Raw genomic sequence first — 24,455 nt, 5'->3', positions numbered from 1 at the left:
CCGGGACGGCGGTCCGCGGCGGCAGCGGCCCCCGGTCGGTGCCCGGCGCGCGGCTGTGACCAGGAACGACGGCGAACCGGGCCGAGCGGGGCGAGAGTTGACGGGCCCCGCGGGAGGCGTGCCCCGACATGACGCCGGGGCACGGAACGCCGGGTCGGCGATCGGGCGGAGTAGGGGGTCGTGGCATAGGGGTTGTTCAACAAACGGTAAAACCGTAGCGTCGGTTTTCAGATGCGGCCCCGGGGACAGCCGTTCTCATCCCCTTCGGTTCACGGGCCGTGGCCCACGACCCGAAGGGACGCCCCTCCATGGCTCGGCACCTCTCCACCGTCGCGGTGATCGGACTCGGAACCACGGGATCGGCGATTGCGGGGCAGTTGGTCGGCAGCGGACGGCGCGTCATCGCGGTCGACACCGATCCGGCGGCCATCGACGGGGCGAGAAGACGGATCGGTGAAAGAGGCCCGGGCGGCATCGAGTTCACCGGCAGGCTCGCGGACGCCGCCGAGGCGGAGCTGGTCGTCGAGGCGGTCCCCGAGCGTGCCGCGGTGAAGCGTGCGGTGCTCGGCGAGGCGGTAGCGCTCTGCGGTCCGGACACGGTGTTCGTCACCACGTCCGGCGGACTCCCGGTCACCGAGCTGGCGTTCGAGGCCGGATGCCCCGACCGTCTCGTCGGGCTGCACCTGTTCCTCCCGGACGGGGAGGCCAAGGAGCTCACGGTGGAGCTCGTACCCACCCCGCTGACCGTGGACACGGTCTTCGACGACGTGCGAGAACTGGTCCGCGGCCTGGGGTGGCACCCGGTGGCGACGGCAGACCGAGCGGGACTCATCGGCAGCGCCCTGACGCTGGCGTACCTCAACGACGCGGTCGCGATGCACGAGCAGCGCTACGCGACGCGCGACAGCATCGACACGGCGATGTCGCTCGGCTGCGGCCTGCGCAGCGGGCCACTCGCCCAGCTCGACGCGACCGGGCTGGACACGGCCCTCGACACCCTGGAGGCGCTGCACGCCCGCACCGGCGACCGGCGCTTCCTGCCGCGGCCGAGTCTGCGCCAGATGGTGTCGGCCGGGCTGCTCGGCCGCAAGGCCGGCCGTGGCTTCTACTCCTGGACGGACGGCTCGCCGTCGCCCGACGCCGACGGTGCGGCGCCCCGGCAGGGGCAGGCGCGGGAGGTGCGGAGCATCGGCGTGGTCGGCTCCGGGACGATGGCCGCCGGGATAGCGGAGGTCTGCGCACGCTCCGGCCACCCGACGGTCCTCGTCGCGCGGAGCGACGAGCGGGCCGGGTCCGCGCGTGCGGCCGTCGACCGGTCGCTGAGTCGCGGGGTGCAGCGCGGCAAGCTCACCGCCGATGCCCGTGGCGCGGCGATGGACAGGCTGACCTGCGCGTCCGATCCGCAGGCGCTCGCCGGCTGCGACCTCGTCGTCGAGGCGGTCGCGGAGGACATCGACGTCAAGCGGAGGATCTTCGGCGAACTCGACCGGGTGTGCCGGCCGGGTGCGGTGCTGACGACCTCCACGTCCAGCCTGCCCGTCGTCGAGTGCGCGCGGGCGACCGGCCGGCCGGAGGACGTGGCCGGCATGCACTTCTTCAACCCGGCGCCCGTGATGAAGCTGATCGAGGTCTCGCACACGGTGCTGACCTCGCCGGACGTGACCGCCACGGTCCATGCGACGGCCAGGAACCTGGGCAAGAGGACGGTCGGCTGCCGGGACCGGATCGGCTTCATCGTCAACGCCCTGCTCTTCCCCTACCTCAACCACGCCGTGACGCTGCTCCAGGAGTGCCGGGGCACGACCGCCGACATCGACATGATCATGTCGAACGGCAACGTCTTCCCCATGGGTCCGTTTCAACTGCTGGACGTCGTCGGTCTCGACGTCTCGCTCGCCATCCAGCGCTCCCTGTACGGCACGTTCGGCGAGCCCTGGCTGGAGCCGGCGCCACGGCTGGAGCAGTTGGTCGCCGCCGGATACACCGGACGAAAGAGCGGAAAGGGATTTCGCACCCCCGCCCGCAGCACCCTGTGAAATCCGTGGCGGGATATCGCTTCAGGGCATGAATAAACGGCGGCACCACTGCCGCGTACCGCACGGGGCCTCGCGTGACATTCCGGGGAAACACAGCGGCGATACACTGCTGACCTGCATGGTCTGCACCATTAAATGAGCACTCGCCCCGGTGCGGACTCCTTTGCGAAGTCCGGCCGCCGGGAGAGGGACGCCCGCCCACCGGCGGCGACGGGGAAGCGGATTACATCAGTCCGCAATGGATGTTCGACACGGACATGCGTTAGAATTTCGCCCGTACTCAAGGTGCAGAACGACATCGATGAGCACGGGGGATGAAAATGCTTAGACGCACACTCGCAAGCACGGAAGGGTTCGAAGCTCAGGTAGGTGCCCTTCGCGGCCAATTTACCCGCAGCCTCGCCGGCGAAACACGGGTGACCCTTCTCGAAGGTGCTGCGGGGTGTGGAAAGTCGACAGCCCTGGAACTCTTGAAAGAGTACGCAAAAGAGTCGGGAGCGGTGGTTCTCTGGGCACACGGAGCGCTTCTCGACCATCCCGAACCACTCGATGCGCTACGCCAGTTCCTCGATTGTCCGACCCTGCCGGGAAATACGGCCGACCGAATGCGGCGGGCTCTTTTCCACGGCACTCTGCTGAGCACGTCACGGACCGGCGCGACCGCCTTCCGGTCGCCCACACCCCCTCCCGAACCCCTGCGCGGCGCACGCGACTTCTGCGCCGCGCTCCTCGAACTGGTCATGAGCGGGCCGGTTCTGATCTGCATCGACGACCTCCAGTCCATCGACTCGGCCTCGCTCCAGTACCTCCTCTACGCCGCCGCGAAGCTGGACTCGGCCCGGCTCATGATCGCGTTCTCACGCGACCTGACCTGTGAGCCGAAGGACCCCACCTTCGACACGCGCATCATGCGTCTCCCGAATTCCTCGCGCCTGCGAATGGAGCTCCTCTCCGTTCGGGACACTGCGAGACTGCTCAATTCGCATGCGGCCGCGCCCTGGCAGATCGGCTCCGTCCGGCAGTGGCACGAACTCACCGGCGGGAATCCCCTGCTCCTGCACGCGCTCATGGACGATTCGCGGGCTGCCACGAAACCCATGAAGGAGGAGCAGCCGGTGGACGTCGTCATCGGCGACATCTTCCTCCAGGCCGTCATCGACTGCATCCGGCGCAGCGGCCCCACCGCGGCCCTGCTCGCCGAGGGCATGGCCACACTGGGCACCGCCTCCGGCACGGACCGGCTCGCCGAGCTCCTGGCCATGCCGGAGGACCGGGTGACACGTGGCATGCGCATCCTGCGCGAGGTCGGCGTCGCCCGTGACGCGCAGCTCAGCCACCCGAGGATCAGGGCCGCCGTGCTGGAGCACATGGGCCGTGAGACACGGCAGAAGCGGCACCGCAGGGCGGCCGCGCTGCTGCACCGCAGCGGCGCCCAGTCGATGCTCATCGCCCGGCAGCTCCTCGACGCCGGCAGCGCCGACGAGTGGTGGGCCGTCCCGGTCCTCCAGAGCGCGGCGGAACAGGCCCTCGCCCAGGACAACGCCCGCCTGGCCGCCGCCTTCCTCGACCTCGCCTACGAGGCGTGCGAGGAGCCGGGGACCCGCGCGAGCAACCGGCTGCTCGCCTCGGCCGTGATGTGGCGGCTCAACCCGGCGGCCTCCGAACGCATGCTGGAGGAGCCCCTGGCGGCCCTGCACGCGGGGGCGCTGCCCTCCTCGCGGATCGAAGGGCTCGTGGAACTGCTCGTCTCGCACGGCAGGCTGAGCGAGGCCCGCGACGCGCTGCGCCGCCGTGGCCCCGGTGACCGCGAGGGCACGCTGTCCCCGCAGTACGGCAGCAGCCTGTGGCTGCGCGAACCGGGCGAGACGCACGAGCCGACGGAAGCCGAACCGGCGGCGCTGCTCCCCCACATCGGCCTCGGCTTCGCGCCGCCCGCGGCGGACGACCCCGGCGAGGCGCGGATCGACGCGGCGGTCCACCCCCTGGAGACCTACCCGCTCACCGACAGCACCTTCGACACCATCGTCAATTCGCTGAACCTCCTCATCTACGCGGATCGACTGAATCTGGCCGAGCAGCGGTGCGACGCCCTGATGGACGAGGCGGAGCGCCGCCGGTCCCCCGGCTGGCACGCCATGTTCGCCTCCAAGCGCGCCGAGATCGCGCTGCGCCAGGGCAATCTGACCGACGCCGAGCAGTACGCCACCCTCGCGCAGAACGCGGTGCCCGGCTGGGACGGCGGTGTCTTCACCGGGGGGCCGCTGGCCTTCCAGATCATGGCGTACACGGCCATGGGACGGCACGAGGCGGCGGCCCAGCGGCTGAGCCGACCGGTGCCCGAGGCCCTCTTCCGCAGCGCCTACGGGCTGGCCTACCGGCGTGCCCGCGGACGCCACTACCTGGCGGTCAACCGTCCCAACGCCGCACTCGGCGAGTTCCTGCTCGCCGGGCAGCTCGCCCAGCGGTGGGGGGTCGACTGGCCGGCGCCCCTGCCGTGGCGGCTCGATGCCGCCGAGGCATGGCTGCAACTGGGCGAGCGGGACCGCGTGGAGGGCCTGATCGAAGCGCAGCTGCGGGTGGGCTCCCCGACGACCTCGCGCACCCGCGGCACCGCGCTCCTGCTGCGTGCCGCCTGCGCCAACCCCAAGAGCAAGGACGTGCTCCTCCATCTCACCCAGGCGGTACGGGAGTTCCAGCAGTGCGGCGACCGGCTGGAGACGGCCCGGGCGCAGGTGAGTCTGGCCCATGCCCATCGCCGGCAGGGACACACCGACCGTGCGCGGGGGCTGCTCGCGAGCGCCGCGCGCGTCGCCAGGAAGTGCGGTGCCGACGGGCTCTACGTCGGCATCGCGCGTGCGCTGCGCGACGACCGTGAGGTGAACCGCGATCCGGTCCCGGACGGGGCGGTGGTCCAGCTGTTGAGCCTGCAGGAGGCGCGGCCCAGCGGGTTCACGGTGAAGCTGAGCCGCTCGGAGTCCCGGGTCGCGGCGCTCGCCGTGGACGGATACAGCAACCGGGAGATAGCGGCCACGCTCTACATCACCGTGAGCACGGTCGAGCAGCATCTGACGAAGATCTACCGCAAGCTCGGCATCAGAAGCCGTCAGGAACTCCCGACGGGGCTGCGGTCGACCGTCACCGAAATCGCCTAGGCCTTCCTCGCCGGCACCGGACGTCGCGGACCCCTGAAACAAGGGCCCGCGGCGTCCGCGGCGTGCCGCCGCACGAGAATGGCCCGCCCACGCCCGAGGCGCGGGGCAAACCCCTGAGTCGCCCCCTAGAACTCCCCCGCTTCCTGGCTGGGCCGCGATCGGCGTTGCTACGTTCTGCGCGAGTCAATACGGACTCTCCCGACAACCGCCCCTTTCCATGAGGGCTTGGAGGAGTGCCATGCGCATCGTAGTGACGGGAGGCGCGGGCTTCATCGGCTCGAATTTCGTCCGGAAGGTCGTCGCGGGCGAATATCCCGCCTTCGCGGACGCCGACGTGGTGGTGCTCGACAAACTCACCTACGCGGGGAATCTGGACAATCTCGCACCGGTCGCCGGCAGCCCGCACATGCGCTTCGTGCAGGGGGACATCTGCGACGCCGGTCTGGTGGACGAGGTGCTCGACGGCGCGGACCTGGTCGTCCACCTCGCGGCGGAGTCCCATGTGGACCGGTCCATCGAGGACCCCATGGAGTTCGTCCGCACCAATGTGCTGGGCACCGCGACCCTGCTCAAGGCTGCCGACGCCGCGGGGGTCGCCAAGTTCGTCCACGTCTCCACGGACGAGGTCTACGGGTCCATCGCCGAGGGGTCCTGGGACGAGGAGTGCCCGCTGGCCCCGAACTCGCCCTACTCGGCCTCCAAGGCCGCCTCCGACCTGCTGGTCCGCGCCTACCACCGGACCCACGGGCTGCCGGTGTGCATCACCCGGTGCTCCAACAACTACGGCCCCCACCAGTACCCGGAGAAGGTCATCCCGCTGTTCGTCTCCCGCCTCGCGGACGGCCTCACGGTGCCGCTGTACGGGGACGGGGAGAACGTCAGGGACTGGCTGCACGTCGACGACCACTGCCGGGGCATCGCCCTGGTCGCCGAGTCCGGACGGCCCGGTGAGGTCTACAACATCGGCGGCGGCACGGAGCTGAGCAACCGGCAGCTCACCTCGCTCATCCTCCGGAGCCTCGGCAAGGACTGGTCGAGCGTCGAGCAGGTCGAGGACCGGAAAGGCCACGATCTCCGGTACTCCGTCGACATCGGGAAGATTTCCGGTGAACTCGGCTACCGGCCCCTCGTGGGCTTCGACGAGGGAATCGCCGAGACCGTCAAGTGGTATATCGCCAACCGCTCATAGCGGGCCCCCTGCGCCCTGGCCGCCCCCCCCTGGAAACCCACCCCCTAGGAAGGGGTTAGGGGTGGCCCGTGCGCATCACGCGCGGATAGCTTCGTCCAGGGTCATGAATTCTCCCACGTGTCATTGCCGGCTGCGGATATGAGTATGAGGTCGTAATGGTGAACAATTCCGTGCTGCCTGACGAACCCATTGCCGTGATCGGAATGGCATGCCGGGTACCCGGTGCGACGGATCCCGAAGAATTCTGGCGACTTCTCGTTGAAGGGAAGGACGCGGTCTCGGAAATACCCCGGGACCGATTCGACTCGACGAGCCTGCGGGAACTCGGCGCGGTGACCGTCCGGGGCGGCTTCCTCGACGGCGACGTGGCGGCGTTCGACCCCGAGTTCTTCGGGATCTCGCCGCGCGAAGCCACCGCCATGGACCCCCAGCAGCGGCTGGCCCTGGAACTGTGCTGGGAGGCGACGGAGCGCGCGGGCATCAGCGGCGACGCGCTCGCGGGCAGCCGGACCGGTGTGTTCCTCGGTGCGATAGCCGACGACTACGCCACTCTGGTGCACCGCCTCGACGCGTCGGCCGTCACCCAGCACACGCTGACCGGTCTGAGCCGCAGCATCATCGCCAACCGGATCTCCTACGTCCTCGCCCTGCGCGGACCGAGTCTCACCGTCGACTCCGGCCAGTCGTCGTCGCTGGCCGCGGTGCACCTGGCATGCGAGTCGCTACGCCGTGGCGAGTCCGCCGTCGCCCTCGCGGGCGGTGTGCACCTGAACCTCGTCCCGGACAGCTTCCTGACGACCTCCCGTTTCGGCGCTCTGTCCCCCGACGGCCTGGCGTACACCTTCGACGAGCGCGCCAACGGCTACGTCCGCGGCGAAGGCGGCGGTGTGGTCGTCCTGAAGCCGCTGTCGGCCGCCCTGCGCGACGGCGACGACGTGCTGTGCGTGATCCGCGGCTCGGCCACCAACAACGACGGCGGCGGCGAAAGCCTCACCTCCCCGCACGCCGAGGGACAGCAGGAGGTCCTCCGCGACGCCTACGCGCGCGCCGGCGTCGACCCGTCGCAGGTGCAGTACGTCGAACTGCACGGCACCGGCACCAAGGTGGGCGACCCCGTGGAGGCCCGGGCGCTCGGCGCCGTCCTCGGCGCCGAGCGGCCCGAGGACGCTCCGCTGCGCGTGGGTTCGGTGAAGACGAACATCGGCCACCTGGAGGGAGCCGCCGGCGTCACGGGGCTGATCAAGGCCGTGCTCTCCGTGCGTCACAGCCAGCTGCCGCCCAGCCTGAACTTCGACCGGCCCAACCCCGACATCCCCCTCGACACGCTCCGGCTGCGGGTGCAGACACGGCTCGAGGAGTGGCGGACCGAGTCCGGGACCCCGCGTCGTGCGGGCGTCTCGTCCTTCGGCATGGGCGGCACGAATGTGCATGTGGTGCTGGAGCAGGCGCCGGTGGTGGAGCCGGTGGAGACTCCGGCCGAGACAGGTGTCGCATGGCCGGTGCCCTGGGTGATCTCCGGCCGCAACGAGGACGCCGTCCGCGACCAGGCCCGCCGCCTCGCCACCCACATCCGCCAACACCCCGAACACACCATCACCGACATCGCCCACTCCCTCGCCACCACCCGCACCGCCTTCCCCCACCGCGCCGCAGCCATCGGCACCAACCGCAACGACCTCCTCACCCAACTCGACCACATCACCAAAACCACCACCCCCATCACCCACACCCAAACCGGCAAAACCGCCTTCCTCTTCACCGGACAAGGCGCACAACACCCCGGCATGGGAGCCGAACTCCACACCACCTACCCCACCTTCGCCGACACCTTCGACCACATCTGCACCCTCATCGACCCCCACCTCCCCCACCCCCTCCACGAAACCATCTTCGGCAACCACCCCGAACGCCTCAACCAAACCCTCTACACCCAACCCGCCCTCTTCGCCTACGAAACCGCCCTCTACCGCCTCATCGAATCCTTCGGCATCACCCCCGACTACCTCGCCGGCCACTCCATCGGCGAAATCACCGCAGCCCACATCGCCGGCATCCTCACCCTCCACGACGCCACCACCCTCATCACCACCCGCGCCCGCCTCATGCACCACCTCCCCACCGGCGGCGCCATGATCTCCCTCCAACTCCCCCACACCCAAACCCTCCAACTCATCCAAGGCCACGAACACCACGTCGGCATCGCCGCCGTCAACGGACCCCACACCACCGTCATCTCCGGCGACGAAACCACCACCCTCCACCTCGCCGAACAAGCCGAAAAAAACGGCATCAAAACCAAACGCCTCACCGTCTCCCACGCCTTCCACTCCCCCCTCATGCAACCCATCCTCGACGACTTCCTCAACACCGCCCACACCCTCACCTACCACCAACCCACCACCCCCATCATCTCCAACCTCACCGGCAACACCGCCGACACCACCAGCCACACCCCCACCGACATCACCACCCCCCACTACTGGACCAACCACATCCGCAACACCGTCCTCTTCCACCAAACCATCACCACCCTCACCAACCACAACGTCGTCCGCTACCTCGAAATCGGCCCCACCCCCACCCTCACCGCCCTCGCCCACACCACCCACCCCCACGCCACCCACATCCCCACCCAACGACCCAACCGCCACCAACCCACCACCCTCACCACCGCACTCACCCACACCCACAACACCGGACACACCCCCACCTGGAACACCCTCATCCCCCACACCCACACCACCCCCCTCCCCACCTACCCCTTCCAACGCCACCGCTACTGGGTCGGAACCGAACCCACCGACGCACAGGGCGACATCACGCCGCCCCCGCGGCGGCAGGGGTGGCTCGGCCGTTTCGCAGAGCTCGACGGGGACGCCGAGCGCGACCGGGCGGCGCTGGAGCTGGTGCGCACGCACGTGGCGCAGGTGGTCGGGTACGCGGGTCCGGAGGCGGTCGATCCGGACCGGATCTTCAAGGACTTCGGCTTCGACTCGCTGATGGCCGTCGAGCTGCGCGACCTGCTGAGCACGGCCGGCGGCATCGAGCTCGCGGGCACGGTCCTGTTCGACCACCCCACGCCGCGGGCGCTCGCCGGCCATGTGCGGGAGTGCGCGCTGGGCGGTGCCGGTGGCACGGAGCGCGCTGAGGTCGTGCCCGTGCGGCGTTCCGCCGAGGACGACGAGCCGGTCGCCATCGTCGCGATGAGCTGCCGTCTGCCCGGCGGGGTGCGCACCCCTGAGGACCTCTGGCGGGTGCTGACCGAGGAACGGGACGTCATCGGGGAGTTCCCGGCCAACCGGGAGTGGGACCTGGAGGCGCTGTTCGAGGGCTCGGAGTCCCAGGGCAGGTCGTATGTGCGCGAGGGCGGTTTCCTCCACGACGCCGATGTCTTCGACGCGACGTTCTTCGGTATCTCGCCGCGTGAGGCGCAGGCCATGGACCCGCAGCAGCGACTGTTGCTGGAGACCTCGTGGGAGGCCCTGGAGCGGGCCGGAATCACGCCTGCGTCGCTGAAGGGCAGCCGGTCCGGTGTGTTCGTGGGCACGATGCCGCAGGACTACGGGCCGCGGATGAACGAGGCCACGGAGGATGTGTCCGGCTATCTGCTCACCGGTGTGACCACCAGCGTCGCCTCCGGCCGCATCGCCTACACGCTCGGCCTGGAAGGGCCGGCGCTCACGGTCGACACCGCCTGCTCGTCGTCCCTGGTGGCCCTGCACATGGCCGTCCAGTCGCTACGGCGGGGCGAGTGCACCCTGGCGCTCGCCGGCGGCGTCACCGTGATGTCGTCGCCGGGCATCTTCGTGGAGCTGAGCCGTCAGAAGGCGCTCTCCCCCGACGGCCGCTGCAAGGCGTTCTCCGCCGATGCCGACGGCACCGGCTGGGGCGAGGGCGTCGGCATGCTGGTGCTGGAGCGGCTGTCCGACGCGCGCCGCAACGGGCACCGGGTGCTGGCCGTGGTGAAGGGCTCGGCGGTCAACCAGGACGGCGCGAGCAACGGCCTCACCGCGCCCAACGGTCCCGCGCAGCAGAAGGTCATCCGCCAGGCCCTGGCCGACGCCGGGCTCTCGGCCGCCGAGGTCGACGCGGTGGAGGCACACGGCACCGGCACCTCGCTCGGCGACCCGATCGAGGCCGGCGCCCTGCTCGCCACCTACGGCAGGGAGCGCACCGACGGAGAGCCGCTGTGGCTGGGCTCGCTGAAGTCCAACGTCGGTCATCCGCAGGCCGCCGCGGGCGTGGCCGGTGTCATCAAGATGGTCCTGGCCATGCAGCACGGGGTGCTGCCCAGGACGCTGCACGTCACGGAGGCGTCGCCGCACGTCGACTGGCGGTCGGGCGCGGTGGAGCTGCTCGCCGAGGCACGCGGGTGGCCGGAGACGGGCAGGCCGCGGCGCGCCGGGGTCTCCTCGTTCGGCATCAGCGGCACCAATGCGCATGCCGTCCTCGAACAGGCCCCGCCGGAGACCGCGGCATCCCCCGCTGCGGCTCCGGCGGAGGCCACCCCCGCCGGCCGGACCCGGGTGCCCTGGGTGCTGTCGGGCAGGACCGCGCAGGCCCTGCGGGAGCAGGCCACCGCGCTGCACCGGCAGCTGACGGCACCGGGCGGGCAGGCGGCCCCGGAGGCGGTCGGCCGGGCGCTGGCCACCACGCGTACGGGCTTCGCGCACCGGGCGGTCGTCGTGGGGTGCGACGCACCGGAGCTGCTGGCGGGCCTCGACGCGCTGGCGCGCGGCGTCGACGCCCCGGGCCTGACCGTGGACGCGGCCGGCGGCGTGGGCCGCCGGGCGGTGTTCGTCTTCCCCGGCCAGGGTTCGCAGTGGACCGGCATGGCCCGTGAACTGTGGTCGACCTCCCCCGTCTTCGCGGAGCAGCTGGAGTCCTGCGCGGCGGCGGTCGAGGAGTACCTGGACTGGTCGCTGCTGGATGTGCTGCGCGAGAAGCCGGGCGCCCCCTCGCTCGACCGGATCGACGTGGTCCAGCCGGCGCTCTTCGCGGTGATGGTGGCGCTGGCCGGCATGTGGCGGGCGCATGGTGTGGAGCCGGCCGCCGTCGTGGGCCACTCGCAGGGCGAGATTGCCGCCGCCTACGTGGCCGGCGGCCTGTCCCTGGACGACGCGGCCAGGGTCGTGGTGCGGCGCAGCCAGGCGTGGGCCGAGCTCAGCGGCAAGGGCGCCATGCTGTCCGTGCTCAGCTCGTCCGAGGACGTGACGGAGCGGCTCGGGCCGTGGCAGGACCGCATCGGCATCGCCGCCGTCAACAGCCCGAGGACGGTGACGGTCTCCGGCGACCCGGAGGCGCTGGACGTCTTCATGGCCGAGCTGACGGCGGCGGGCGTCAAGTCCCGTCTCATCCCCGGTGTCGACACGGCGGGTCACTCGCCGCAGGTGGACGCGTTGCGTGAACGTCTGCTGCGCGAGGTGGGCACGGTGCGCCCGGCCGGCGGCGGTGTCCCCTTCTACTCGACGGTCACCGGCGGCCTCCTCGACACCCGGCAGCTCGACGCGGAGTACTGGTATCGCAACATGCGCGAGCCCGTGAACTTCCAGCAGGCGTCGCGCACCCTGCTCGCCGACGGGTATGCCGCGTTCGTGGAGTGCAGCCCGCACCCGATGCTCGCGCTGGCGATCCAGCAGACCGCGGAGGAGGCCGGCACGGAACCGTCGGTCGTCGGCACGCTCCGCCGTGACCTGGGCGGCGAGGAACGGTTCATGGAGGCGTTCGCCGAGGCGTACGTGCGCGGTGTCGACCCGGTGTGGTCCGCCGTGTTCGGCTCGGGCACGGGTCCCGTACCCGAGCTGCCGACCTATCCGTTCCAGCGTGACCGCTACTGGCTCGCACCCCGGGCCGCGGGCAACGACGTCACCCGGGCCGGACTCGACGCCGGCGACCATCCGCTGCTCGGCGCTGCGGTGGCGCTCGCCGGTCATGCGGGTCATGTGTTCACCGGCAGGCTGACCCTCCAGGACGTGGCCACGCTCGCCGACCGGACGGTACCCGGCGCGGCGGTCCTCCCCGGATCGCTGTTCGCGGGGCTCGCCGTCCACGCCGGTGACCGGGTCGGCTGCGGCCGGGTGGACGAACTCGCCCTCGCCGCACCGCTGGTCGTCCCCGAACAGGGTGCGGTGCTGCTCCAGCTGAGGGTCGGGCCGGCCGACGAGGCGGGCCGCCACACCTTCGAGGTGCACGCCCGCCCGCAGAAGGCGGAGCCGGACGAGCCCTGGACGGCGCACGCCACCGGTGTGCTCGCCCCCGCCCCGGACGCCGCCGTGGACGGCCCGGCCGACTGGCCGCCGCCGGGCGCGGAACCGCTCGCGTCGCCGGGCGACACGCTCGCCGCCTGGCGCCTCGGCGAGGAGCTGTACGCGGAGACCGGGCTCACCGACGAGGAACTGCCCGCCGCCGCGGCCCACGGCCTTCACCCGGCGCTGCTGGAGTCCGCCCTGGCCCTGACGGCGGGAGGACCTCAGGACGAGGAAGGGACACGGCTCGCCGCCCGCTGGACGGGGGTGACCCTGCATGCCGCCGGGGCCACGGCGCTGCGGGTGCGGCTCATCCCTGACGGCGCCGGCGCGTACCGCCTGACCGGGACCGATGCCTCGGGCAGCCCGGTCGTGACCGCGGACTCCGTGGCGCTGCGCGCGGTCGAGGCGCGCGAACTCGCGGCCGCCGGGCCGTCGTTCCACCCCTCGCTGTTCCGCGTCCGGTGGCCCGCCGTCGAGACCGCGGGCGCCCCGGGCGGCGGCGCCCCCGGCATCCTCGGTGAGGACGTCCTCGGGCTGACGCCCGCCCTCGGGGCCACGGCCTTCGACGCGACCGACGACGCCCCCGTCCCGCAGCTGGTGCTGGCACCGATGTCCGACCCGGAGCACACCGCCGGCTCGGTCCGCACGGCCGTGCACCGGGCACTCGCCCTGGTGCAGGACTGGCTCACCGAGGAGCGGTTCGCGGACGCCCGGCTGGTGTTCGTGACCCGCGGCGCCGTGGCCACCGAGACGGACGCCGACGTGACCGATCCGGCGCACGCCGCGGTGTGGGGCCTGGTGCGTTCCGCGCAGTCCGAGAACCCCGGCCGGTTCACCCTGCTGGACCTGGACGACCACCCCGGCTCGCTGTCGGCCGTCGCGGCGGCGCTCGCGACGGGCGAGCCCCAGCTCGCCCTGCGGTCGGGCACGGCACACGCCCCGCGGCTGGCCCGGGTGCCCGTGCCGGAGCACCGGGCCCCGACTCTGCGGACCCACGGCACGGTCCTGGTCACCGGCGGCACCGGCACCCTCGGCGGGCTGCTCGCCCGCCGGCTGGTCACCGGCCACGGCGTACGCCATCTCCTGCTGACCAGCCGCCGCGGACCCGCCGCCGAGGGCGCGGACGCCCTGCGCGAGGAGCTCACCGCGCTGGGAGCCGCCACCGTCACCGTCACGGCCTGCGACACCGCGGACCGCGACGCCGTGGCCGCACTGCTCGCCGGCGTGCCGGCGAGCCGTCCGCTGACGGCCGTGGTCCACACCGCGGGGGTCCTGGACGACGGGATCGTCACCTCGCTCACTCCCGAACGGGTCGACCGGGTGCTCGCGCCGAAGGTCGACGCCGCGCTGCATCTGCACGAGCTGACCCGCGACGCGGATCTCGACGCCTTCGTCCTCTACTCGTCCGTCGTCGCCACCATCGGCAACGCAGGCCAGGCCAACTACGCCGCCGCCAACGCCTATCTCGACGCGCTCGCCCAGCACCGCCGGGCGAACGGGCTGCCCGCCCAGTCCCTCGCCTGGGGCCTGTGGGAGGCGCGCAGCGGCATGAGCGGCCATCTGGCCGACGCCGATGTGCAGCGCATGGGCCGGACCGGCATCGCGCCGCTGCCCAGCGGACCGGGCATGGACCTCTTCGACACGGCACTCGCCGTGGGCGACGCCACGCTCGTCCCCGTCCGCCTCGATCTGCCGGGGCTGCGCGCCCGGGCCGCGCGGGAGCAGGAGCCCGTCCCCGCCTACCTGCGGGGGCTGATCCGCCGCCCCGCGCGCCGGGTGGTGCGGGCGGCGGTCGGAGAGCAGGCGTCCAGCTCGCTCGCCGCGGCGCTCACCGGGCTCTCCCCGGCCGACCAGGAGGCGCAGGTGCTGGCGCTGGTGCGCGAGCACGCCGCCGGCATCCTGCACACCACGCCGGAGAACGTCGAGGCGGAGCGCGCGTTCCGAGAGATCGGCTTCGACTCGCTGACCGCCGTGGAGCTGCGCAACCGGCTCAACACGGCCACCGGGCTGCGGCTGCCGACCACCCTGCTCTTCGACCACCCGACGCCCGCCGTCCTCGCCGCCCATCTGCGGCGCGAGGCGGTCGGCGACGACGCCCGGGCCACGGCGGCGGCCGGCGGCCGGGCCGCCGACACGGACGACCCGATCGTGATCGTCGGCATGAGCTGCCGGCTGCCGGGCGGGGTCCGCAGCCCCGAGGACCTGTGGGAGCTGGTCGCCGCCGGGCGGGACGTCATCTCGACGTTCCCCACGGACCGCGGCTGGAACGTGGAGGAGCTCTACGACCCCAACCCGGAGGCGCACGGCAAGAGTTACGCGAAGGAGGGCGGGTTCCTCTACGACGCCTACGACTTCGATCCCGAGTTCTTCGGGATCTCACCGCGTGAGGCGCTGGCCATGGACCCGCAGCAGCGGCTGCTCCTGGAGGCGGCCTGGGAGGTGCTCGAGCGCGCACAGATCGATCCCTCGACGCTCAAGGGCAGCCAGGCCGGTGTCTTCATCGGCACCAACGGGCAGGACTACGCCTCCCATCTGCGCGACATGCCCGCCGACCTGGAGGGCTACCTTCTCACCGGCAAGGCCGCGAGCGTGGTGTCGGGACGGGTCGCGTACGCCCTCGGGCTCGAAGGCCCGGCGATCACGCTGGACACGGCGTGTTCGTCGTCGCTGGTGGCCCTGCACCAGGCGGCGCAGTCGCTGCGGCAGGGCGAGTGTTCGATGGCACTCGCCGGTGGTGTGACCGTGATGTCGCACCCGAGTCTGTTCATCGAGTTCAGCCGTCAGCGCGGGCTGTCGCCCGACGGCCGGTCCAAGGCGTTCTCCGCGGACACCAACGGGACCAGCTGGGCCGAGGGTGTGGGCATGGTGCTGCTGGAGCGGTTGTCCGACGCCCAGCGCAACGGGCACCAGGTGCTGGCCGTGGTCAAGGGTTCGGCCGTCAACCAGGACGGTGCGAGCAACGGCCTGAGCGCTCCCAACGGGCCCTCCCAGCAGCGGGTGATCCGCGCCGCGCTGGCCAACGCGGGCCTGACCGCCGCGGAGGTCGACGCGGTGGAGGCGCACGGCACCGGCACCGTCCTCGGCGACCCGATCGAGGCGCAGGCCATCATCGCCACCTACGGGCAGGGCAGGCCGGAGGACCGGCCGCTGCGGCTGGGGGCGCTCAAGTCGAACATCGGTCACTCACAGGCGGCTTCGGGTGTCGCGGGTGTCATCAAGATGGTGATGGCTCTGCGTCACGGGCAGCTGCCGAAGACGCTGCACGTGTCGGAGCCCACGCCCCATGTGGACTGGTCCGCGGGCCGGGTGGAGCTGCTCACCGAGGCGATGGCGTGGCCCGAGGGTGACGCCCCGCGTCGTGCGGGTGTCTCGTCCTTCGGTGTCAGTGGCACGAATGTGCATGTGGTGCTGGAGCAGGCGCCGGTGGTGGAGCCGGTGGAGACTCCGGCCGAGACAGGTGTGCCATGGCCGGTGCCCTGGGTGATCTCCGGCCGCAACGAGGACGCCGTCCGCGACCAGGCCCGCCGCCTCGCCACCCACGCCCGCGAACACCCCGAACACACCATCACCGACATCGCCCACTCCCTCGCCACCACCCGCACCGCCTTCCCCCACCGCGCCGCAGCCATCGGCACCAACCGCAACGACCTCCTCACCCAACTCGACCACATCACCAAAACCACCACCCCCATCACCCACACCCAAACCGGCAAAACCGCCTTCCTCTTCACCGGACAAGGCGCACAACACCCCGGCATGGGAGCCGAACTCCACACCACCTACCCCACCTTCGCCGACACCTTCGACCACATCTGCACCCTCATCGACCCCCACCTCCCCCACCCCCTCCACGAAACCATCTTCGGCAACCACCCCGAACGCCTCAACCAAACCCTCTACACCCAACCCGCCCTCTTCGCCTACGAAACCGCCCTCTACCGCCTCATCGAATCCTTCGGCATCACCCCCGACTACCTCGCCGGCCACTCCATCGGCGAAATCACCGCAGCCCACATCGCCGGCATCCTCACCCTCCACGACGCCACCACCCTCATCACCACCCGCGCCCGCCTCATGCACCACCTCCCCACCGGCGGCGCCATGATCTCCCTCCAACTCCCCCACACCCAAACCCAAGAACTCATCCAAGGCCACGAACACCACGTCGGCATCGCCGCCGTCAACGGACCCCACACCACCGTCATCTCCGGCGACGAAACCACCACCCTCCACCTCGCCGAACAAGCCGAAAAAAACGGCATCAAAACCAAACGCCTCACCGTCTCCCACGCCTTCCACTCCCCCCTCATGCAACCCATCCTCGACGACTTCCTCCACACCGCCCACACCCTCACCTACCACCAACCCACCACCCCCATCATCTCCAACCTCACCGGCAACCCCGCCGACACCACCAGCCACACCCCCACCGACATCACCACCCCCCACTACTGGACCAACCACATCCGCAACACCGTCCTCTTCCACCAAACCATCACCACCCTCACCAACCACAACGTCGTCCGCTACCTCGAAATCGGCCCCACCCCCACCCTCACCGCCCTCGCCCACACCACCCACCCCCACGCCACCCACATCCCCACCCAACGACCCAACCGCCACCAACCCACCACCCTCACCACCGCACTCACCCACACCCACAACACCGGACACACCCCCACCTGGAACACCCTCATCCCCCACACCCACACCACCCCCCTCCCCACCTACCCCTTCCAACGCCACCGCTACTGGGTCGGAACCGAACCCACCGCGGCCGGTGACCACGACCGAACGTCCCCGGCCGGCGGCTCGGCGGAGGAGCGGTTCTGGGAGGCGGTCGAGCGGGCGGACCTGGCGACCCTGGCCGACACCCTGGCGGTGGACCCGCAGACGCCGCTGAGCGGCCTGCTGCCGTCGCTGTCCACCTGGCGGCGCGCGCAGGGCGAACAGGCGACGATCGCCTCGTGGCGGTACCGGATCTCGTGGGCCCCGCTGCCGGAGAAGCCGCAGGCGGCACCGGCCGGTACCTGGCTGCTGCTCGTGCCGACAGGCGGCGCCGACGCGCCGATGCCGTCGGCCGTGGAGCGGGCGCTGGCCGTGGGCGGCGCGCAGGTCGTCCGGCTGACCGCCGGCGGAGCCGGCCGGACGGCGCTCGCCGCCCGGGTGCGCGAGGCCCTCGCCGGGCGGGAGAAGGCAGCCGGTGTGCTGTCGCTGCTGGCGCTCGACGAGTCGCCGCACCCTGAGCACGCCGGCCTGACGGCCGGTCTGGTGGACAACGTGACCCTGCTCCAGGCACTGGGCGACGCGTCGGTCGACGCTCCGCTGTGGCTGGCGACCCGTGGTGCGGTCTCCGTGGGCGGCTCCGACCTGCTGGCGAGTCCCGCTCAGGCGGCGACCTGGGGGCTCGGCCGGGTGGCCGCCCTGGAGGAGCCGCAGCGCTGGGGCGGGCTGGTGGATCTGCCGGAGACGCTGGACGACCGGGTGGCACGGCAGTTGGGTGCGGTGCTCGCCGGTGTCACGGGCGAGGACGGCACGGAGGACCAGCTGGCGGTCCGCGAGGCGGGGGTGTTCGCCCGCCGTCTGGTGCGGGCCCCGCTGCGGGGTGCGGCGGCGGCCGGCGGCTGGCAGCCGCGCGGCACGGTCCTCATCACCGGCGGCACGGGCGGCATCGGGGCCCAGGTGGCGCGGTGGCTGGTGCGGGGCGGCGCGGAGCACGTGGTCCTGACGAGCCGCCGCGGTCCGGAGGCACCTGGCGCCGCGGAACTGCGCGAGGAACTGGCCGGTCTGGGCGACGGCCGGGTGCGGGTCACCGTGGCCGCCTGCGACATGGGCGACCGGGAGGCGGTGGCCGGGCTGATCCGTGAGATCACCTCGGACGGCGAGGCCGTGCGCGCCGTGTTCCACGCGGCGGGCGTGGTCACCTTCGCGCCGCTCGCCGAGAGCGCCACGGCCGACTTCGGATCCATGGCGGACGGCAAGATCCGCGGTGCCCAGCTGCTGGACGAACTGCTCGACCAGGACAAGCTGGAGGCGTTCGTCGTCTTCTCGTCGATCGCCGCCACCTGGGGCAGCGGAGGCCAGAGCGCGTACGCCGCGGCCAACGCCTACCTCGACGCCTTCGCCGAGCGGCGCGCGGCCCGCGGGCTGCCTGCCACGTCGGTGGCGTGGGGGCCCTGGGCGGACAAGGGCATGATCGAGCAGGGCGAGGTGGCGGAGCAGCTGAGCCGCCGCGGTCTGCCCGCGATGGCCCCCGAACTGGCCCTGGCCTCGCTGGCGGACGCGCTGCGCTCCGGCGAGACCGGGCTGGTGGTGGCGGACGTCCTGTGGGACAGGTTCGTGCCGGGCTTCACCGCGGCGCGCCGCCGGCCGCTGATCGGCGGGCTGCCGGAGGTGCGGGCGGCGCTCACGCCCGAGGCGCCCGCCGCGACGGGCCAGGAGAGCGCGGCGGCCGACTTCGTCCGCTCTCTCGCCGGGCTGACGCCCGGCGAGGTGGAGCGGTCCCTGCAGGACCTGGTGGCGGAGCAGGCGGCGGCGGTGCTCGGGCACGCCTCGGCGGCCGCGGTGTCGGCCGGCCGTGACTTCAAGGAGCTGGGCTTCGACTCGCTGACGGCCGTGGAGCTGCGCAACCGGCTCGGCGCGGTCACCGGGATCGAGCTCCCGGCGACGCTGATCTTCGACTATCCGGCGCCGCAGGAGCTCGCCGCGTATCTGCGCGCCGAGCTCGCCGGCGGGGCGGACGGCCTCGACGTCTTCGCCGATCTCGACCGGTGGGAGACGGCGCTGACCGACCTGGCGGCCGACGAGGAGCTGCGGGAACGCCTGGTCGGCAGGTTGCGGCACGTGATGGCCGCTCTCGGCGAGGACGGCGGGCAGACGGCCGCCACCGCGTCCATCGACGCCGGACTCCTGTCGGCCACGGCCGACGAGGTCTTCGGATTCATCGACAACGAACTCGGGGCATCCTGATGGTGAACGAGAACGAAGAGAAGCTGCTCACCTACCTCAAGCGGGTCACCTCCGACCTGAAGCAGGCGCGGGAGCGCCTCGACGAGGTCGAGTCCGGTGCGCGGGAGCCGATCGCCGTCGTCTCCATGGGCTGCCGTTTCCCCGGCGGGGTGCGGTCGCCCGAGGACCTGTGGCGGCTGGTCGCCGAGGGCACGGACGCCGTCGCCGAGTTCCCCGCCAACCGCGGCTGGGACGTCGAGGGTCTCTACGACCCGGACCCGGGCCGGTCGGGCACCTGCAACACGCGTGAGGGCGGCTTCCTGTACGACGCCGACCGGTTCGACCCGGCGTTCTTCGGGATCTCGCCGCGTGAGGCGTTGGCCATGGACCCGCAGCAGCGTCTCCTCCTGGAGACGTCGTGGGAGGCGGTGGAGCGCGCCGGGATCGACCCGCTCTCGCTGAAGAGTTCGCGTACGGGTGTGTACGTGGGGCTCGCCTCGTTCCAGTACGGGGGCGACCCGCAGTTCGCGCCGGAGCAGGTCGAAGGGCATCTGCTGATCGGCAACGTCTCCAGCGTCGCCTCCGGGCGCATCTCTTACACGCTGGGCCTGGAGGGGCCGGCGATCACCCTGGACACGGCGTGCTCCTCGTCGCTGGTCACGATGCATCTGGCGGCCGCCGCACTGCGCCGCGGTGAGTGCTCGCTCGCCCTCGCGGGCGGTGTCGCCGTCATGTCGACGCCCGGTGTGTTCGTGGAGTTCAGCCACCAGCGGGGGCTCGCCTCCAACGGGCGCTGCAAGTCGTTCGCGGCGGCGGCCGACGGCACCGGATGGGGCGAGGGCGTCGGGATGGTGCTCCTGGAGCGGCTGTCCGACGCGCGCCGCAACGGGCATCCGGTGCTGGCCGTGATCCGGGGCAGCGCGATGAACCAGGACGGCGCGAGCAACGGCCTCGCGGCCCCCAACGGACCCGCGCAGCAGCGGGTGATCCGTCAGGCGCTGGCCGGTGCGGGACTGTCGCCGTCGGACGTGGACGCGGTCGAGGCGCACGGGACGGGGACCGTCCTCGGTGACCCGATCGAGGCACAGGCGCTGCTCGCCACCTACGGCAAGGGGCGGGCGGAGGACCGGCCGTTGTGGCTCGGCTCGCTGAAGTCGAACATCGGGCACACGCAGGCGGCGGCCGGCGTCGGCGGTGTCATCAAGATGGTGATGGCACTGCGGGACGGGACGCTGCCGAAGACGCTGCACGTGGACGAGCCGACGCCGAAGGTGCGCTGGTCGGCGGGGGCGGTCCGGCTGCTGACCGAGGCCCGGCCGTGGCCGGAGACGGGGCGTCCGCGCCGGGCGGGTGTCTCGGCGTTCGGGGTGAGCGGCACCAACGCCCATCTCATCCTGGAGGAGGCACCGGCCGAGCAGGGCGCCGACGGTGCCGGGGTCGCGGGCGACGGTCCTGCTCAGTCCGCCGTCGGGGGCGGCGCCGTGGCGTGGGTGGTGTCGGGCCGCAGCGAGGTGGCCCTGCGCGCCCAGGCGGAGCGGCTGCTGACGCACGTACGGGAGCTGCCGGACGGGTCGGCGGCGGACGTCGGGCGTGCGCTGGCGTCCGGCCGGTCGTCGTTCGAGCACCGTGCCGTGGTCGTCGGTTCCGACGCAGAGGTGCTGCGGTCGGGTCTGGAGGGCCTGGTGCGCGGTGTGCCCGGGGGGCTGGTGGCGCAGGGCGTCGCCGTTCCCGGACCGCGGCCGGTGTTCGTGTTCCCGGGGCAGGGCTCCCAATGGGAGGGCATGGCCGTCGAACTCCTCGACACCTCCCCCGCCTTCGCCCGGTCGATCACCGACTGCGAACAAGCACTCACCCCCTACGTCGACTGGAAACTCACCGACGTCCTGCGCGGCACCCACAACGCACCCGGCCTCGACCGCGTCGACGTCGTCCAACCCGCCCTATGGGCCGTCATGATCGCCATCGCCAACCTCTGGCGCACCGCCGGCATCACCCCCGCCGCCGTCGTCGGACACTCCCAGGGCGAAATCGCCGCCGCCGTCATCGCCGGCGCCCTCACCCTCGACGACGCAGCCCGCATCACCGCCCTCCGCAGCCAGACCATCGCCCGCCACCTCGCCGGCCACGGCGGCATGATGTCCATCGCCCTCCCCGCCGACCAAGTACGCGAACAGATAACCGCATGGAACGGCCGCCTCTCCCTCGCCGCCATCAACGGCCCCACCAACACCGTCGTCTCCGGCGACCCGCAAGCACTCCACGAACTCCAGGCAACCTGCGACACCAACGGCACACGCACCCGCACCATCCCCGTCGACTACGCCTCCCACTCCGCCCACGTCGAAACCATCCACAACGAACTCCTCGACCTCCTCGCCCCCATCACACCCCGCACCGCCGACATCCCCTTCCACTCCACCGTCACCGGCCAACACCTCGACACCACCCACCTCGACGCCGCCTACTGGTACACCAACCTCCGCGAAACCGTCCGCCTCGCCCCCACCATCGACACCCTCGCCACCACCGGCCACCACCTCTTCATCGAATGCAGCCCCCACCCCGTCCTCACCCTCCCCATCCAGGAAACCGCCCCCCACACCCACGCCATCGGCACCCTGCGCCGCCACGACGGAGGTCCGGAGCGGATGCTGCACTCGCTGGGCGAGGCGTACGTGCACGGTGCTCCGGTGGCGTGGGCGGAGCTCACCGGCCAGGGCGCAGGCGGGCACACGGAGCTGCCGACCTACGCGTTCCAGCGCCGACGGTACTGGCTGGAGCCCGGGGAGCGCGGTGCCGGACGGAGCGGCGTCGCGGACGACGCCTTCTGGTCCGTCGTGGAGCGCGGCGACGTGTCGGCGCTGGCCGGCGCGCTCGGCGCACCCGACGACGCGCGGCTGGAGGAGATCGTGCCGCTGCTGGCCGGCTGGCGCGAGCGGCACCACCGGCAGGCGGGGCTGGACGCCCTGCGGTACCGGACGGTGTGGGAGCCGGTCGAGCCCTCGGACGCGGTGCCCTCCGGGGTCTGGCTGCTCGTCGTCCCGGACGGCGCCCCCGGCGGGGTGGCGGAGCGGCTCGCGGCACGCGGCGTCGAAACCGTGTGCGTGCCGCTCGCCGCGGAGTGCGGCCGCGACGAGCTGGCCGCCGTGCTCGGCGAGGCGGTGGCGGGTCTGCCCGGGCCTCTCGGCGGGGTGCTCGCGCTGCCGCTGCCGGACGCCGACGCACATCCGGCGCATCCCGCGGTACCGGTCCCCCTGGCCGCCACGCTGACGCTGGTGCAGGCACTCGGGGACGCGGGGATCGACGCGCCCTTGTGGTGCGCCACCCGGGAGGCGGTCGCGGCGGGTGCCGGCGACAGGCCGTCTCCCGTGCAGGCCGCAGTGTGGGGTCTGGCCGGGGCGGTCGCCCTGGAGCACCCGGAGCGCTGGGGCGGTCTGGTCGACCTGCCCGCACAGGCCGACGACCGGGTGGTGGCCGCGCTGGCCTCGGTGCTCGCACGCGGCGACGGCGAGGACCAGCTCGCGGTGCGGCGCTCGGGCGTGCTCGCCCGGCGGCTGCGGCCGGCGGGCCCGGTGCCGGCGACCGGGGAGTGGCGGCCCCGGGGCACGGTGCTCGTCACCGGCGGCACCGGCGGCATCGGCGCGCTCGTCGCGCGGTGGCTGGCCGCCGAGGGTGCCGAGCACCTGGTGCTCGCCGGCCGTCGCGGTCCCGGCGCCCCCGGCGCGGCGGACCTCGCCGACGAGCTGCGTGAGACGGGCGTCGGTGTCACGCTCGCCGCCTGCGACGTGACCGACCGGGACGCGGTCGCCGCGCTCGTGGAGAGCATCGGCCGGGACCGGGAGACCCACCCGTTGACGGCGGTGGTGCACGCGGCCGGAGTGCTGCTGGACGGCACGGTGGACACGCTGACGGCCGAACGGACCGGTGAGGTCCTCGGTCCCAAGGCGGCGGGCGCGCTGCATCTGGAGGAGGCGACCCGGGGGCTGCCGCTCGACGCGTTCGTGCTGTTCTCCTCGATCGCGGGCACCGTCGGTGCGGCGGGGCAGGCCAACTACGCGGCCGCCAACGCCTTCCTCGACGCGCTCGCCGTCCGGCGCCGCGCCGACGGGCTGCCCGCCACCTCGGTGGCGTGGAGCGCGTGGGCGGACGGTGGCATGCTCGACGCCCGCGCCGCCGGTCAGCTGGCCCGCCGGGGCGTGCGTCCGCTGAGCGGTGCGGTCGCGCTGAGCGCGCTGGCCCAGTCGGTGGGCCGGGGCGACGGCGCGGTGGTCGTCGCGGACGTGGACTGGACCCTGTTCGCCCCGTCGCTGTCCGCGACGCGGACGCTCCCGCTGCTCGCCGGCATCCCGGAGGCGGCCGCGGCCGCCCCGGCGGGCGCGGGTGCCGAGGAGCGCGGCGGGGACGGCGCCGTCGCACTGACGGCCCGGCTGCGGGACCTCGGTCCCGCGGACCGCGCCGCGGCGCTGCTCGCCCTGGTGGGCGAGCAGGCGGGGGCCGCGCTCGGCTACCCGGACGCCTCCCTGCCCGACGCGGGCCGGGCGTTCAAGGAGCTCGGCTTCGACTCCCTGACGGCCGTGGACCTGCGCAACCGGCTGAACGCCGTCACCGGGCTGCGGTTGCCGGTCACGCTGGTGTTCGACTTCCCCACCGCCGGCGACCTGGCGGCGCACCTGGACGCGGAGCTGTTCGCGGGCGACGGCACCGCCGAGGCGGCGGACCCGCTGCTCGTCGGCGTCCCGGACAGCGCGCTCGCCGCGCTGGAGCGGCACCGCGACATCGACGCCGCCACCGACGAGGAGATGTTCGAACTCCTCGACGGCATGTTCGCCCTGCTGTCCCGGGAGCTGAGTGTCCCGTGAACGAGCCCACGCCACCGGCGCCC

The 24,455-nt window shown here is 72.5% G+C and carries 5 protein-coding genes; all 5 read left to right on the top strand.

Annotated elements, in window-relative coordinates; genetic code table 11:
• The first annotated feature begins 308 nt into the window (after nt 1-308).
• Nucleotides 309-2,036, top strand: coding sequence for a 3-hydroxyacyl-CoA dehydrogenase family protein (locus N7925_RS31605; protein WP_274345867.1), 1,728 nt, complete (start codon nt 309-311; stop codon nt 2,034-2,036).
• 314 nt (nt 2,037-2,350) lie between these two features.
• Entirely contained in the window at nt 2,351-5,188 is a 2,838-nt protein-coding gene (locus tag N7925_RS31600) for a helix-turn-helix transcriptional regulator (protein WP_322784814.1), read from the top strand.
• A 238-nt stretch (nt 5,189-5,426) separates the two neighbouring features.
• Nucleotides 5,427-6,377, top strand: a complete 951-nt coding sequence (gene rfbB, locus N7925_RS31595) for a dTDP-glucose 4,6-dehydratase (RefSeq protein WP_265602877.1) — start codon at nt 5,427-5,429, stop codon at nt 6,375-6,377.
• A 155-nt stretch (nt 6,378-6,532) separates the two neighbouring features.
• A complete protein-coding gene (locus tag N7925_RS31590) occupies nt 6,533-19,594 on the top strand; it encodes a type I polyketide synthase (protein WP_274345866.1) in 13,062 nt (4,353 codons plus the stop codon).
• Nucleotides 19,594-24,432, top strand: coding sequence for a type I polyketide synthase (locus N7925_RS31585; protein WP_274345865.1), 4,839 nt, complete (start codon nt 19,594-19,596; stop codon nt 24,430-24,432). Before N7925_RS31590 ends, N7925_RS31585 begins: the two co-directional genes overlap by 1 nt.
• The last annotated feature ends 23 nt before the right edge of the window (nt 24,433-24,455 follow it).

The organism is Streptomyces sp. CA-278952, from assembly GCF_028747205.1.
Classification (GTDB): Bacteria; Actinomycetota; Actinomycetes; order Streptomycetales; family Streptomycetaceae; genus Streptomyces.
The sequence above is the reverse complement of the archived record's forward strand: the minus strand, read 5'-3'. Positions and strand labels throughout refer to the sequence as shown.

Excerpts from the sequence above, each read along its gene's own strand:
- N7925_RS31605 (WP_274345867.1), top strand. The coding sequence starts at position 309 with ATGGCTCGGCACCTCTCCACCGTCGCGGTGATCGGACTCGGAACCACG.
- N7925_RS31600 (WP_322784814.1), top strand. The coding sequence starts at position 2,351 with ATGAAAATGCTTAGACGCACACTCGCAAGCACGGAAGGGTTCGAAGCT.
- rfbB (WP_265602877.1), top strand. The coding sequence starts at position 5,427 with ATGCGCATCGTAGTGACGGGAGGCGCGGGCTTCATCGGCTCGAATTTC.
- N7925_RS31590 (WP_274345866.1), top strand. The coding sequence starts at position 6,533 with ATGGTGAACAATTCCGTGCTGCCTGACGAACCCATTGCCGTGATCGGA.
- N7925_RS31585 (WP_274345865.1), top strand. The coding sequence starts at position 19,594 with ATGGTGAACGAGAACGAAGAGAAGCTGCTCACCTACCTCAAGCGGGTC.